Raw genomic sequence first — 15,874 nt, forward strand, 5'->3', positions numbered from 1 at the left:
TCAGATTGACGAGGAAGTATTTTATGACCGAACATCAAAATGTAGATCACGCAGAAATAGCAAAATTTGAAGCCATCGCTGAGCGTTGGTGGGACCTAGACGGAGAATTCAAACCTCTTCACGAAATTAACCCGTTACGTTTAGACTTTATAGCAAACAAAACGCAAGGCTTATTCGATAAAGAAGCACTCGATGTTGGCTGTGGCGGCGGTATTTTAAGCCAAAGCATGGCGCGTATGGGAGGAAAAGTAACTGGCATCGATATGGGCCAAGAACCTTTAACTGTTGCTAAGTTGCACAGTTTAGAAACTGGCGTAAATGTAGATTATATAAAAGTACCTGCAGAAGAGTTTGCAACACAGTACCCTGAGCGCTTTGATGTAATAACGTGTATGGAAATGCTTGAGCACGTTCCCGACCCAGCATCTATCATTCATGCTGTAGCTGCACTTGCCAAACCAGGCGCGGACGTGTTTTTTTCAACCCTTAACAAAACACCTAAAGCATACTTATACGCGATTGTTGGCGCTGAAAAACTCTTAAAAATGGTGCCTGAAGGTACACACGACCATAAAAAGTTTATAAAGCCTGCACAGCTTATTGCATGGGCAGAGCAAGCCGGTTTAAAAGTTCGTGCAAGTACAGGGCTTTCTTATAACCCACTATCAAAGCAATATACGCTCAATAGTGACGTTAGCGTAAATTACATACTTTATTTTGAGAAGTTAGCTTAATGGCTAACTCTCAAGCCCCCCTACCCCTTATTGAATACGATGCATTTTTATTTGATTTAGACGGCACCCTACTCGACACCGCTGATGATTTAGGTGCCGCTTTAAACGCAGTTCTTATTAGCAATAAAATAGAACCTGTTAGTAGTGATATATACCGTCCTGCCGCATCTAACGGCGCAGGCGCATTATTAGAGGCTGGTTTTAAAGAATTATGGGCTAAACAACCCCAAAGCGAGCTTATAAAGCAATTAGTTGACGAGTACGCCACAAACATAGCAAATCACACTCGTTGCTTCAGCGGAGTTGAATCGTTACTTATCGCCCTTGATCAGAAAAAGATCAAATGGGGGATCATGACTAATAAACCAGGGTTTTTAACCGATCCTTTAGTGGCAGCTATTCCCGCATTAAAAAATGCCAGTGTAGTAATAAGTGGCGACACATTAGCTGAAGCTAAGCCATCACCTTTACCACTGCTACATTGTGCAAAGCTTATGCAGGTAGAACCAAGCCGTTGTTTATACATTGGTGATGCACAGCGTGACATACAAGCAGGCAAAGCGGCAGGTATGCATACCGCAACGGCACTTTGGGGTTACATCCCAAGTATTGATGAAGCCAACAGCTGGAATGCTGATTTTAACTGGCAAAGCCCAATTGATGGTTTTAACCATATATAGTGCTATGTTAATTATTAAACACTATATATTGTGATTGTGTTAGTTTTCACACAAAGCTTGCTGATAAAAAAAGCAGTCAAAATTTATTTTTAAAATGAGTAAATTTAGCAGATCATTAGTTGATTTTTGCATATTTCAACTTAAATGATTGTTCGAAGGTGAGTGTCTACTAACACAAATGCGTTATCCCAAAGTTATCCACAAACAGGGGCAATTATGTCCCTTGCAAAACAACTCAGACCACACTATCTTGTGATCTCTAAATTGAACAACACCAGATATTGTGGCCAAATGTTATTCAATTAAATTCGCCAATACGGTGAAACCTATAATAAATGAGTATGTACCTTGCTTCGGCGAGGCATAAAGCATTGGTCAAAATACATAATTCCCAAGGAATACAGGCAAATGAACCAACAGTTATCTGTAAGCAAACGTGACGGGCGCAAAGAGCCTCTTGATCTGGATAAGATCCATCGCGTTATTGAATGGGCCGCCGAAGGTTTAAGCAACGTTTCGGTTTCGCAAGTTGAATTAAAATCGCACATTCAGTTTTACGACGGTATTCGTACTAAAGACATTCACGAAACCATCATTAAAGCAGCAGCGGATCAGATTTCAAAAGAATCGCCTGATTATCAATACTTAGCTGCACGTTTAGCTGTATTCCATTTACGTAAAAAAGCGTACGGTCAATTTGAGCCACCACGTTTATTTGACCACGTAACAAAAATGGTTGGCGATAAACGCTACGATGCTCACTTATTAGTAGATTACACAGAGCAAGAATTAGACGAGCTTGATGCATACCTTGATCATTCTCGCGATCTTAACTTTAGCTACGCGGCTGTAAAACAGCTTGAAGGTAAGTATCTCGTTCAAAACCGTGTATCGGGTGAAATCTACGAAAGTGCACAGTTTTTATATATTTTAGTAGCAGCGAGCTTATTCTCTGACTACCCACGTGAAACACGCGTTTCTTACATTAAGCGCTTTTACGACGCAGTATCGTTATTTAAAATATCTCTACCAACGCCAATTATGTCGGGTGTACGTACACCTACTCGCCAGTTTAGCTCGTGTGTATTAATTGAATGTGGCGATAGCCTTGATTCAATTAACGCTACATCATCTGCTATTGTTAAATACGTTTCACAACGCGCAGGTATTGGTATTAATGCTGGTCGAATTCGTGCGCTAGGTAGCCATATTCGTAACGGCGAAGCGTACCACACAGGTTGTATTCCTTTTTATAAGCACTTTCAAACAGCTGTTAAAAGTTGTTCGCAAGGTGGTGTACGTGGCGGCGCTGCAACATTGTTCTACCCGCTTTGGCATTTAGAAGTAGAGAACCTACTTGTACTTAAAAATAACCGTGGTGTAGACGATAACCGCGTTCGCCACCTAGATTACGGCGTACAGTTTAATAAACTAATGTACTCTCGTTTAATTAAAGACGACTACATTACGTTATTTAGCCCATCAGATGTGCCTGGTCTTTACGATGCATTTTTTGAAGACCAAGCTGAGTTTGACGCGCTTTACGTAAAATACGAACAAGACGAATCGATTCGTAAAAAACGCATTAAAGCGATTGAGCTTTTCTCTATGTTTGCGCAAGAGCGTGCAAGTACAGGTCGTATTTATTTACAAAATGTGGACCACTGTAATACACATAGCCCGTTCATTGCTAAAGTTGCGCCTATTCGCCAATCTAACTTATGTTTAGAAATTGCATTGCCAACTAAGCCACTTAATAACGTAAATGACGAAGAAGGCGAAATTGCCCTTTGTACACTGTCTGCGTTTAACTTAGGTGCAATAGAATCACTTGATGAGCTTGAAGAGCTAGCTGAACTTGCAGTACGCGCACTTGATAACTTACTTGATTTCCAAGACTACCCAGTACCGGCTGCTAAAAATGCAACTATGGGTCGTCGAACGTTAGGTATAGGCGTGATTAACTACGCATACTACCTAGCTAAAAACGGTAAGCGTTATTCAGATGGCAGCGCAAATGCACTGACTCATAAAACATTTGAAGCGATTCAATACTACTTGATGAAAGCATCAAACGAGCTTGCTAAAGAGCGTGGTGCCTGTCCTAAGTTTAACGAAACAACGTATTCACAAGGCATTATGCCAACAGATACGTACAAACGTGATTTAGATAAAATTTGTGATGAGCCACTTCATCTTGATTGGGATACACTGCGTGCAAATATTAAAGAGCACGGTATGCGTAACTCAACACTAAGTGCGTTAATGCCATCAGAAACATCGTCGCAAATCTCTAATGCAACAAATGGTATTGAACCACCACGTGGACATATTAGCGTTAAAGCAAGTAAAGACGGTATTTTAAAGCAAGTTGTTCCTGAGTATGAGCGTTTAAAAGATCAATACGAGCTACTGTGGGACATTCCATCAAACGATGGTTACTTGCAGCTTGTTGGTATAATGCAAAAATTTGTAGACCAAACAATTTCTGCAAATACAAATTATGATCCAAACAAGTTCGAAGGCGGTAAAGTACCTATGCAAGTCTTATTAAAAGACTTACTAAGCGCGTACAAACTAGGTGTTAAAACCTTGTACTACCACAATACTCGTGATGGTGCCTCAGATATGCAAGAAGATACTCCAGAAGTGGAAGATGATGATTGTGAAGGCGGCGCGTGTAAAATATAACTGCTGATTTTTATTTTAAGCGGGCATTAAGCCCGCTTTTTCTGATAGTTTTTTGAGTGATAAACATGTCTTATACTACTTTTAGCCGAAACCATAATAACCAAATGCAAGAGCCAATGTTTTTTGGCCAAACTGTAAACGTATCTCGTTACGACCAACAAAAATACCCAATTTTTGAAAAACTAATCGAGAAGCAACTGTCTTTCTTTTGGCGTCCTGAGGAAGTAGATGTAAGTAAAGACCGTTTAGACTTTCAAGCGTTACCCGATCACGAAAAGCATATATTTTTAAGTAACCTAAAATACCAAACTTTGCTTGATAGTGTGCAAGGTCGTTCGCCAAACGTTGCCCTACTCCCTATTGTATCGCTACCAGAGCTTGAAACATGGATAGAAACGTGGGCATTTAGTGAAACGATTCACAGCCGCTCATACACACATATTATCCGTAACGTAACACAAGCACCTGAACTTATTTTTGATGACATTGTTAGCAACGATAAAATTAGCGAACGTGCTGATGCCGTAACAAAATACTACGACGACTTAATCAACTCTGTATCGCTTTACAATTTATACGGTGAAGGCAAGCACGAGATTAATGGTAAAACTGTTATCGTGAATTTGTTTGAGCTTAAAAAGAAACTATACCTAGCTATGATGTCGGTAAATATTCTTGAAGCGATTCGCTTTTACGTAAGCTTTGCATGTTCGTTTGCGTTTGCTGAGCGTGAATTGATGGAAGGTAACGCTAAAATCATCAAGCTTATTGCGCGCGATGAGGCACTTCACCTTTCGGGTACTCAGCATATTTTAAACATTATGCAAGACGGTAAAGATGACCCAGAAATGGCGATTGTTGCAGCCCAGTGCCGCGACGAAGCGATTAAAATGTTTGTTGATGCTGCAGAGCAAGAAAAAGAGTGGGCTGAGTATTTATTTAAAGATGGTTCAATGATTGGCTTAAATAAACATATTTTATGTCAGTACGTTGAATACATTACTAATGCACGTATGACTGCCATTGGCTTGCCAGCACAGTTTGAAAATAACAGTAACCCTATCCCATGGATAAACTCGTGGTTAGTGTCTGATAATGTGCAAGTAGCACCACAAGAAGCAGAAATTAGCTCATACCTTGTTGGTCAAATAGACTCTCAAGTTGATGCATCAGAATTTGGTGATTTTGATTTATAATGAGTGACAAGTCTACTGCAAGCATAACGCTTGCAGAAAACAGCCAGTGTATAGAATTTACCGCTGGCTGCCCTTCTCTTTTACAGTGCTTAGAATCCATGAAAATAGACGTCGCATTCCAATGCCGCGAAGGTTACTGCGGCGCTTGTAGAGCAACTTTAGTGTCAGGCAGTGTTGAGTATAACGAAGAGCCACTTGCGCTTGTACGCGAAGGCGAAATACTCCTGTGCTGCTGTAAACCCAATGGCAACGTAAGTATTAATTTAAAGTAATTTTCTGACAAATAAAAAGCCAATAATGAAAACGTTATTGGCTTTTTTCTTAAGGTGCATTACGGCTAAGTTTTATTTTTCTTTCAAATAAACGGTTTTCTTCTCTAGATATTGCTCTAAACCAAATTTACCATCTTCGCCGCCAAAGCCGCTCTGTTTCCAGCCATTATGAAAACCTTGATGCTGCTCACCCATACCACGGTTAATATAAACTTCACCCACTTCTAACTCGTTAATTGCTTTATTAATATCTGAAAAGTTTTGCGTAAATATATAAGCGCTTAAGCCATAAATACTGTCGTTACAGTATTTAATCGCTTGATCCATATCTTTAACTTTGACAATTGGGAGTACTGGCCCAAAAGTTTCTTCGTGCACTGCAATGTTATCTTGCTTAACGTCTACAAGTAACGTTGGTTCGTACCAACAACCACCTTCGAAACCCTCAACAGAAGCAACTTTACCACCAGTGGCGACAGAAGCGCCTTGTTGAATACTTTGTTGAACTATGTGATCAATGTTGTCTATTTCACGTTGATTACATTTAGGACCCATTTGTGTATCTGGGTTCATAGGATCCCCAACACGAAGTGCTTTTACAGCTGGTATAAATTTAGCCATAAACGCATCGTACACAGACTCTTGAACATATAAACGCTCAACACAGGTGCATACTTGCCCGCAGTTAGCAAAGCGACCCCAAAGCGCACCTTCAACAGCCTCATCAAGGTCGGCATCTGCCATAACAACCATCGGGGCTTTACCGCCAAGTTCAAGCATTACAGGCGTCATATATTCTGCGCTAGTTTTATAAATTTGCTTACCTGCAGCAGTAGAGCCTGTCATGGTGATCATTTTAGTAATTGGGCTTTCACACAATGCTTGGCCAACAACAGAACCTGATCCATTAATAACGTTTAGCACGCCAGCAGGAATCCCCGCTTCGTTTGCTAAACGACCCAGCTCGGTGGTTGCTAAAGGTGTTTCTTGAGTAGGTTTTAATACAATAGAGTTACCTGTAATCAACGCAGGTCCAATTTTACGACCAGCCAATGCCAGCGGAAAATTCCACGCAGTAATACCAACAACTACGCCACGTGGCACTTTATGAATGTATATTTTTTCATCTTCGTTATCTGAAGGTAAAATATCGCCTTCAATAGTAAGTGCATGGTCGCATGCATAGTCAATAAAAGTCGCTGTTACGTCGACTTCCATTTGTGCAACTGATAGCAATTTACCTTGCTCTGCAACAAGCATTGGTGCAAGAATATCTTTATTTTCACGAATTTTATTAGCAAACACGCGCAATATATTTTGACGTGTGCGAGCTGTCAATTTAGCCCACTTTTTCTGGCCTACATTCGCTGACTCAAGTGCATACTGCGCATCTTCTATACAGCCTTTTGGTATTTCACCAATTTTTTTACCCGTAGATGGGCTTAATATTTCAATGGTGCCACTTACTTTAGAAGCGACATATTCACCATTTATAAAATTCACATTATTATGAAAGTTCATTGTACTATCTCCCCATCCATCCGCCATCAACCAATAAAATAGCGCCGTTTACATAACTAGCAGCCTCAGAAGCCAAGAACACTGCGGGCCCTTTAAAGTCTTCAGGATTTCCCCATCGACCTTGTGGAATGCGCGCTAAGATGGCTGCATTACGCTCTTTGTCATTGCGTAATGCTTCAGTATTATCGGTATCAATGTAACCTGGCGCAATGGCATTTACATTAATGCCTTTGCCAGCCCATTCATTTGAAAGCGCCATAACCAATTGCCCAATAGCACCTTTACTAGCTGCGTAACCTGGTACTGTAATACCACCTTGAAAGGTAAGCAAAGAAGCTGTAAAAATAACTTTACCCTCGCCATGTTCTATCATTTGTTTGCCTATTTCGCGGCTTAAAATAAATTGAGCATTTAAGTTAACTTCAATCACTTTATCCCATAAATCATCACCATGCTCAGCCGCAGGAGCACGTAGGATTGTACCTGCATTATTAACTAAAATATCAATTTTTGAAAAATCACTTTTTACATCATTAATAAAAGAATAAAGCGCATCACGATCACCAAAATCACATTGGTAGGCTTTAAAGTTTCGGCCAAGGGCTTTAACTTCTTTTTCTACTTCTGAGCCTTCAAGCTCTAAGCTTGCAGATACACCAATAATATCAGCGCCAGCCTGCGCTAAACCTAGTGCAATACCTTTACCAATACCGCGCTTACAACCTGTAACTAGGGCTACTTTGCCTTCTAAGCTAAATTTTTCTAGCATCTGATTCATTTTCATACCTTTATAATTTTTATTATTGTGGATTACATTCAACAAGCGCTTTCATGCCTTCTGGATTTCCATCCATACTCGCAAATGCACTACCAATATCAGTTAACGAACTAACCGAACTAATGAAAGGTTTAAGATCTATTTGGCCCGATGAAATTAATTCGATAGCCCAATCAAAATCGGCCGCTTCGTATACACGTGCACCTAATAACTCCAACTCTTTCCAAAAGAATTGAAATAAATCGATTTCAGGTTTAACACTGTGAATAGCCACCATTACTATACGACCCCGACGCCCTGCTATTTCGGTCATAGCCTCTATTGCGGGTTTTACGCCTGATACTTCAAATACAACATCTGCACCTTTTGTTTGTGTCCAACTATCTACATAGGCAGCTAAATCTTCTTCAATGGGATTAACCGATTTAACACCTAGCTCATCGGCAAAAGCACGGCGGCTTTTGTTAGGCTCAGACACGAGTACTTCTGCACCAACACTTTTAGCAACCGCAGCAACTAATTGCCCAATTGGCCCGCCACCAAGTACAACCACTTTCTCACCCGCTTGTAAGCGCGAGCGTCGTACATCATGGCACGCAACCGATAAAGGCTCTATTAATGCGCCTTGTTTTAAATCAACGCCTGCTGGTAATTTATGCAAAGTACGCGCTTTAACTGTCCAGCTTGACTGAAAAGCACCTGGTGTATCTATTCCCATAAACTTTAAGTTTTGACAAATATGCGTATGCCCTGCATTACACGTAGGACAATCGCCACACCAATCTAATGGGCGTACTACCACGTTTTCCCCTACAGCAAAGCCTTCAACGCCTTCACCTATTTCTGCAACAACACCTGATATTTCATGGCCAATTGTTTGCGGAATAGACACTCGTTGATCCATCGCACCATGGTATATGTGCATATCAGTACCGCAAATCCCAACGTATCCAACACTCAATCTAATCTCACCCGCTTTAGGTTTAATAGATGTGCCTTCAACAATGTTAAATGACTTGTTACCTATATATTGTGCAGCTTGCATATTTTTATACCTTCAAGAATGTTTAATTAAATAGTAACCAAGTAATGCATCATTAAAACAATGCCGATACGAGGAATATCAAAGTGAACTATCACACCTTAATATGGTTTATTGTTAACAATTTACACCTAGGTATGTTGTTTGTAAAGCCACTCTTAATATTTAATATAACTTCAGAGCAGTAAAGCGGGCCTGTTAAAAACATTAAGGCTTGAGTAATAAAATTTACTTGTATGTTTTACTTTCAACCTATATTGTCAACAATTAACACAATATAAAGGAGGACTATAGTGATTAAAAACAAAAAATCAATTCTTAGCTTACTGATAATTAGCGCTATAAGCTTAGCGGGATGCAGCCAAACCACACAAACGCCCAGTAGCCAAACAAGTAATAACGTTGTATTTTCTGATGTGTCTGAACAAGCAGGCTTAATAACACAAAAAAACTGGAAGTATGGCGGCCCTACCATTGCCGATATAAACAGTGATGGTCATTATGATCTGCTGCTAACAAATCACGACACCACCCCTATTCGTTTATTTATGGCAAATGGAGATGGCACATACACACTACAAAACGATATTTTTCCACGAGCAGATCTACACGGTATGTCGGCCGGTGATTACGACAACGATGGCGATCTCGATGTACTTATTGCACTAGGCGGTGGAAATGGCACCACACCTCAACCCCAGCGACTACTTAAGAACAATAATGGTAAATTTGAAGATAAAACTGTTGAAGCTGGCTTATCTAAAATGGGGGCTCGCGGGCGCTCTGTGCGCTGGGTTGATGTAGATGCCGATGGTGATCTTGATTTTATACAAGTAAACGCCGAAAAATTAATTCACGAAAACTCACCACGCAATATCATTTTTGAAAATCTCGGTAATGGAAAGTTTACTTATCACCCATCAGCTACTTTTGAAAATATAAAAGCCGAGCGTGTATTATTAACCGATTACAATAACGATGACATACTCGATATTTTTGCTTTTGATGGATACAACGATTTAACTATTTATCAAGGTAATAACGACTTTACCTTTGCCAATGTTACTAAAGATCTATTAGGTGCAAATAGTGAAGCCTACAAAGGCACGCTCGCAGTTGCACAAGCTGATATAGATAACGACGGCGATATGGACTACTACCTTGCTCGCGGAAAGCTAAGCTACGCTATCGCTAATAACAGTCTATCGTTTAATAAAGGCAGCAAACGGCTAGACCTGCGTGATGAAGGTAATAAAAGCCACGATGGCATAACACTCATTACCGACAACACAAACTCAGGAAGTCTTATACTAAGTGACTTTTATCACTTCCCGCGTGCCAAGCTATTAAGCCAAATGGATGTATACATAGGCGAGAAAAAAGAATTAATAAATACACCCAATAAAAACACCACCATTAGCCAGAAAAGAGCACGCGGGTTTCCAACTAAGCTTGATAAAACTGGCTGGTACATTGGGTATTTAGGGAATAATAAATGGCGAGTAGAATGGGTACTTACCGATAACCTTGCATGGGATGTACGCGCATCATTCAAAAATGTAAAAGGCTATCAAAGCGATTGGCAACCACAAAATCTCGCCCTTCCTGATGTATTACTACGTAACGATAATGGTAAGCTGGTTGATATTTCATCTAAATTATCAGCATTAACAAACAGTAATAACTGGGGAGTTGTACCCGGCGATTTTAATAACGACACAAAAATAGACTTTATGGTCTATCGCTTTGGCGAACTAAAAGAGCGAGTTGCTGATGTTTTACTCATTAACCAAGGTGATTACAACTTTAAAGCAACAATCACTCATAACGCCGATACCGAACGTGGCTTAGACTCACACGGCGATATGGGAGCCGCATTTGACTTCAACCTAGACGGAAAACTCGACCTACTAAGCGGAGATGAAGATAACGGCCAATGGCATTTATATAAAAATACCACTGAGTTAAGTCACGCCCACTTCACCCTTATTAGAGTTGGATACTCAAAAAGTGGGGTTGATCCGTATGGTGCAAAAGTACAAATTAAAACAGCAACTGCGAACCAATATCAAGTTATTGGCTCGCAAAGTGCTACTCACTCGCAAAGCTTACTTAATATTGTACATTTTGGATTAGCACAAGCAGATTCAATCTCATCAGTTATCGTTACATGGCGAGATGGCAGCTCTGAGCTTTTAAATAAACAACCTGCAGATCAATTAATAAGTATTGGTAACTTAAATAACTGATCTATAGACGCGACTCTCATGGCCCCCTTAATTAAGCGAATAACGACAGGGGGCTTGTTTTACCAATTCAATATTCTGCTTATTTAACTGCTCAAAAAAACTTATCTATCTGTACTTTGTATTCCCATGGTTGCTGCAATACATTATTCGTATTGTGTTTATTCCACTCATTCCAAAGCTTTGCTAATTTCGCTTGTTTAGCAGGTAATGTATCAACCAAGATATGTCCTAGAGTTTTATCACTAACTTTAAGTACGTTAAGCTTATCTAATACGACAACAATCGGGCGATCCATAGCAAAATTCGTCGCAGCTAATATTTCCCCCTCGCCTATAAAATGTGCAAACTGAGCTTAAGCAGCATCCGTTGCTTACTCGGCCTATGAACCGCTGAAAGCGATAATACAGCAAAGAAAGGTTGTTTATTTGGCGACTGATTAATCAGTAAAATGACTGGCTTGAGTCGCAAGTGTATCCACTAAGTACCCTTCGTGTTCAGCATAGTGTTTAAAGTCTCGCTCCATCTTTTGAGAAGGGTAAGCCTGTTGTTCTGCTTTACCATATGAAAAATAACCACGCGCGCCATCACGAAAACAAAAGTTATCAAACTCTCGCTGAGTAGCGATGATATTCATCGTGATTACCTTGAAGCCTATGCGGTAGGATTTAATAACTCAGCGTACTTTTCAACGGTATTTAAAAAACACACCGAGTTATCATCAAAAGAATACCAACAACAATGCCAATTAAAGTCATCGATGAGGGCAGTTAAATGAGTTTATTTAATTTCCACATCACCATAACGCTGCTGATACAAAGATTTATGAACTTGTTTAGCCGCTTCAACTAACTCTGGGTAGGGAATGTCTGTTGTTGTTACAAATCCAACATTATAATTTTCGCCATCATACGCCCGACCGGTAATTGGCGAATCGATATATTGGAACCAGTGAGCACCAATTAAATACGGATTATCAATAACCGTTTTCATATAGGTTTTGTACATATCAGCACGATCGCGTTGATTAGCAGCATGGATAATGCCTGGATTCGGTTGACCAGTATCACCTGAACCAATGTGAAATTCCCCAATAATCGTAGGCATATCTAGTTCTTTCAACATATCCCATGTCATCGGGTCTAGTCCTTCACGATAATAATTATAACTGATCACATCGGCATACTTCTTAGCAGACCAGCGAGCTTCTGGCGATGTCCCCCAAGAAGTAAACCTCGCGCCCATATATAAATGGTCAGGCAATACTGATTTTAAAGAATGATTTACAACCTTAAAATATTCATCGGAGAAACGAGTTAACAACCACGACAAATCGGCAATCATAGCGTTATTAAAATTACTGTCTTTTTTATAGTTAACGCCAGTATTATTAAATACTTCCCATGACTTAATATTTCTATGCCATGCCTTATTTAGCTGGCTAATGGTTTTATACTTTTGTTTTAACATATCACTGAACACTGATTTGGTCGGGCTATTCGCAGTCGTTTTAGATAGTGCATCAAGTACAATGCCATAACGTAAGGTTGTTGAGCCCTCTCCTCCCCAGCTCATTTCGTTATCAATAAACACCCCAATACACCAAGGGTTATTTTGTACTTCTTGGGCAATAACTTGAGTGGTTATGTTCGCTCTTTTAACAAATTCAGGATCGAAAGGGTCAGGCATGGCTCCCCAATAATCAAAACCAGAACTCAACCTTTTAAAGTCGCCGATGATCCACCCATTCGCAAAGTAGGGAACTTGTTGATTGTTATAAAAACTAACATCGGTCCAATTCCCAAATGAAGTAAAGCCCCAATCTTGCATTCTTTTTAAGGTTACTTCGCGCCATTTATCAATATAAGAATCTGGGTATTGCTGAGCATAACGACGTTCTAAATTTGCTTGGTAAAAGCTAAAAACTTCCCCATGTTGGATTGGTCCAAGATGAGATGAGCGCTTGTAACTATAGTGATTTGCCAACTTATCATTATACTGTGGTAGCCAATTAAACATGGCTCTTCGATCTGGATAAGCGATGTAGGCTGATTTTTGATATTTAGCTAAATTACTATTTAAACCCTTTGAATCTTCTGGCGTTACATCATCAGGGTCACGCGCTCTGACCGCATCATCGCGATAATCTACACCTGTAAATGTTGTTGTGTTAGCCATTCGCGCGTTGGCAATACCTGAGGAAAAAAACAAATAACCTTCGGGGTCAACTAACGCCCATTTGCCATTTACTTTTTCCGTACGAAAAAAACCTGTTGCCTTTAACTTAGGCCCTTGCTTCCAACCGCCAAACTTACTTCTATCCGCCCGCGGGGTTACTTTCGACAAATCATTTAACTCTTTATTTGCGATTGCTCTTAATTGTTGTTCAGAGCTGACCTTTAACGGGTAGTTGACCTGTGTAGATTGACCAAATTTATCGACGATGTTTGTTAAAAAATCTGGTTTTGCATCGGGTATCGTTTCGAATCGTAAATTATCAACGGTTACAGCCGTTGGATTTATTTGAGTTTCTGTATAGATAGCGATACTTTCAACTTGGCTAAAATCTACATTGAGTTTAGCGCCTCTCAAGATCATTTTTCGTGCGGTTGTTTTAAAGCTAGCAGGAGTGTCCCTGAGTCCTGTATCAACATTTAAAGTCTGGGAGTTGAGCTCAAAATATAATGTAGCGTGCTCGTTAGTTGTTAGCCCAATTGTACGTCTTTGGACTTGTTTATCTTTACCTGTGATATTCACACTGAGCATCACTGGAAAGTCGCTTACGTTTGAAACATCGAAAAATAAAGCGCTATTGCCCAAAACACTCAGATCCCATAACTTATTCGGTTTGAGTGTGATCCCAGAGAATTTATGCTTAGTGGAAAACGAAAGCTCTAATGCTTTATTTTTATTTTTAATTACTTGTGTCGTTTTTATATTTTTATTTGTTAGTTTATAACTGTTACTAGCGTGCTCAAAATCGTCAATTAAAATAGTCTTGTTATCGTGTTGCAAGTCAAATTCCCTTGCAACACCTTCACCGCTTAAAACTAACGTTGAGTATACAAAGATAGATAAGCATCTAATTATTTTATTCATTTTATTACCTTATACTTTAACGAGTAATAGGTAATGTTATGAAAACGCACTCTGACACATATTTTTATTCATTTAACTGGTTATGAGTCATTAGTTGAATTATTTGCTGTTGATTCAACGCCGCTTCTACTACATAAAGCTCATCGAGTCCGCCTTTAAAGAACATTTGCTTCTCATGTGTTGCGCCTTCTATGTAACCAATATTTTTTCCTATCGTCAGTGGCCGAGAGGCTGGGTGCTGTAAATTTGTTGCGACTTTAGCGATTGACTTTTTCTGCGTTTTTTCAAGCTTACCATCAACATATAGCAAAACATGTGTCGCTAAGTTACTCTTTAGTCCACCGTATAAAACCACTGCAATATGGTGCCACTCATCATCTCGCAGATCGGTATTACCCACAATTTGAGCATTATAGGTCCCTATTCTGATCCTACCTAAAGGCCCGTCAATTGACTCTGGATTAGGGGAAATTTGCCACGCTGAATAATCTTGCTGTAATCCCCAGCTCACAATGCCGTATGCATTTTCCGGTAAAAAATCACTAGGCACTTTGAGCCAAAAGGCGACCGTTCTGGGGTTATCACTGCCAACACCTGGGTACTGTGTTTCTAACCAATTATTTTCACCATTAAAGCTAATTGCCTTATCATATACACCCGCTACCTCTGTTAACTGTTCATCAATGGGTGATTTATCTTTGGCTACATACTGCTGACCATCAATACCACGGCCGCTGGAGAGATAATTATGTTGCTGCTTATCATCAAATGACCAATGTAATAAGTGAGGCTCTTCTATTGAGTCTCCAGGTAATACACGCATAAAATCAGAAGGTACGCTAACAAAGCTGGTAATTTGATGATTTAAATCAAACGCTAATGCCTGATCTTTTTTCACATGTTGATAAGACTGCGTTTTATTGCCACGCGCTTTTATTTCACCATCGAGCACATGTACTTGAGATTCACCGCTATTAGACACTTCGACGCCAAATTCTGTGCCTAAATCTATTATCTCTGAACTTGGGGTATCAACTCTAAAGCCAATTGCATTTTGTGGTACTCGGGCCACTAACTTACCATGATGAAGCGTTACTTTATCTCTGGATTGCAAATTCACTTTAACCGGCGCTTCTAAAACGAGTACCACGCCATTTTCGAGTAAAATTTCACTGTAACCATGCTCAAGAATAATATCTCCTTGACCTAATTGACTGCCAACAGAAAAATTAGCGTTATGCGAAGCAGTCATTTTTGTGACTTCAGCAAACTTATTTGTGTAGTCCAAGTGCTCTGCCAAAAATATAACGCTGACAAAAAGCATAATACTTGCAGCAAGCGCATACGGGCTTGAAAACCAGCTCATTGTACTTTTCGGCCGAATCGTTTTTTGTTGCTCGCTTAGTTTTGCCATTACACTGCGGGTAAAATTGTCTGGTCGCGTATCCGATTGATGATGTGCTTTTAATAAACGTTCACTCGTCACATATTTACTCACTTGTGCAAGTAAATTAACATCATGCTGACAGGCTTCAAGCAATTCGTCGGCAACATCTTCGCCAGCCAAATACGCGGCTAATAGCTGTTGTTGGTGCTTCGTCATTTGTTCAGTCAT

The 15,874-nt window shown here is 39.9% G+C and carries 13 protein-coding genes; 6 read left to right on the forward strand and 7 right to left on the reverse strand.

Going from position 1 to position 15,874, the window contains the following annotated elements:
* The first annotated feature begins 23 nt into the window (after positions 1–23).
* From ubiG to yfaE, 5 genes are all read left to right on the forward strand, one after another.
* Positions 24–734 (forward strand): bifunctional 2-polyprenyl-6-hydroxyphenol methylase/3-demethylubiquinol 3-O-methyltransferase UbiG, encoded by a 711-nt coding sequence (gene ubiG, locus PARC_RS09290; protein WP_010552861.1) that lies wholly within the window; start codon positions 24–26, stop codon positions 732–734.
* Positions 734–1,414, forward strand: a complete 681-nt coding sequence (locus tag PARC_RS09295) for an HAD family hydrolase (protein ID WP_010552862.1) — start codon at positions 734–736, stop codon at positions 1,412–1,414. Before ubiG ends, PARC_RS09295 begins: the two co-directional genes overlap by 1 nt.
* Before the next feature lie 408 nt (positions 1,415–1,822).
* Complete coding sequence (gene nrdA / locus PARC_RS09300; protein WP_010552863.1) at positions 1,823–4,105, forward strand: class 1a ribonucleoside-diphosphate reductase subunit alpha; 2,283 nt, start codon at positions 1,823–1,825, stop codon at positions 4,103–4,105.
* Between the two features lie 65 nt (positions 4,106–4,170).
* Entirely contained in the window at positions 4,171–5,301 is a 1,131-nt protein-coding gene (gene nrdB / locus PARC_RS09305) for a class Ia ribonucleoside-diphosphate reductase subunit beta (protein ID WP_007583038.1), read from the forward strand.
* Positions 5,301–5,573: a class I ribonucleotide reductase maintenance protein YfaE gene (gene yfaE, locus PARC_RS09310; protein WP_010552864.1), complete on the forward strand. Its 273-nt coding sequence runs from the start codon at positions 5,301–5,303 to the stop codon at positions 5,571–5,573. Before nrdB ends, yfaE begins: the two co-directional genes overlap by 1 nt.
* A gap of 72 nt (positions 5,574–5,645) precedes the next feature.
* Here yfaE and aldA read toward each other — a convergent pair whose 3' ends face one another.
* From aldA to PARC_RS09325, 3 genes are read right to left on the reverse strand one after another with little or no spacing between them, the layout of a single operon-like run.
* Entirely contained in the window at positions 5,646–7,094 is a 1,449-nt protein-coding gene (gene aldA / locus PARC_RS09315; RefSeq protein ID WP_010552865.1) for an aldehyde dehydrogenase, read from the reverse strand.
* A 4-nt stretch (positions 7,095–7,098) separates the two neighbouring features.
* A complete protein-coding gene (locus tag PARC_RS09320; protein WP_033012689.1) occupies positions 7,099–7,863 on the reverse strand; it encodes a 2,5-didehydro-3-deoxy-L-galactonate 5-reductase in 765 nt (254 codons plus the stop codon).
* A gap of 31 nt (positions 7,864–7,894) precedes the next feature.
* Positions 7,895–8,917 carry a zinc-dependent alcohol dehydrogenase gene (locus tag PARC_RS09325; protein WP_010552866.1) on the reverse strand — a complete coding sequence of 341 codons (1,023 nt, stop codon included), beginning with the start codon at positions 8,915–8,917 and terminating at the stop codon, positions 7,895–7,897.
* Positions 8,918–9,207: 290 nt separating this feature from the next.
* Here PARC_RS09325 and PARC_RS09330 point away from each other — a divergent pair, with 290 nt between their 5' ends.
* Positions 9,208–11,163: a CRTAC1 family protein gene (locus PARC_RS09330; protein WP_010552867.1), complete on the forward strand. Its 1,956-nt coding sequence runs from the start codon at positions 9,208–9,210 to the stop codon at positions 11,161–11,163.
* A gap of 91 nt (positions 11,164–11,254) precedes the next feature.
* Here PARC_RS09330 and PARC_RS09335 read toward each other — a convergent pair whose 3' ends face one another.
* The 4 genes from PARC_RS09335 to PARC_RS09350 all read right to left on the reverse strand — a co-directional run bounded on the left by PARC_RS09335 (position 11,255) and on the right by PARC_RS09350 (position 15,874).
* Entirely contained in the window at positions 11,255–11,458 is a 204-nt protein-coding gene (locus PARC_RS09335) for a hypothetical protein (protein ID WP_010552868.1), read from the reverse strand.
* Positions 11,459–11,599: 141 nt separating this feature from the next.
* Positions 11,600–11,797 (reverse strand): hypothetical protein, encoded by a 198-nt coding sequence (locus PARC_RS09340; RefSeq protein ID WP_007583024.1) that lies wholly within the window; start codon positions 11,795–11,797, stop codon positions 11,600–11,602.
* 143 nt (positions 11,798–11,940) lie between these two features.
* Positions 11,941–14,259 carry a beta-galactosidase gene (locus PARC_RS09345; protein ID WP_010552869.1) on the reverse strand — a complete coding sequence of 773 codons (2,319 nt, stop codon included), beginning with the start codon at positions 14,257–14,259 and terminating at the stop codon, positions 11,941–11,943.
* A 64-nt stretch (positions 14,260–14,323) separates the two neighbouring features.
* The gene (locus tag PARC_RS09350; RefSeq protein WP_010552870.1) at positions 14,324–15,874 is read right to left on the reverse strand and encodes a LamG-like jellyroll fold domain-containing protein; all 1,551 of its coding nucleotides are present in this window, start codon (positions 15,872–15,874) and stop codon (positions 14,324–14,326) included.

It is taken from the genome of Pseudoalteromonas arctica A 37-1-2, from assembly GCF_000238395.3.
GTDB lineage: Bacteria > Pseudomonadota > Gammaproteobacteria > Enterobacterales > Alteromonadaceae > Pseudoalteromonas > Pseudoalteromonas arctica.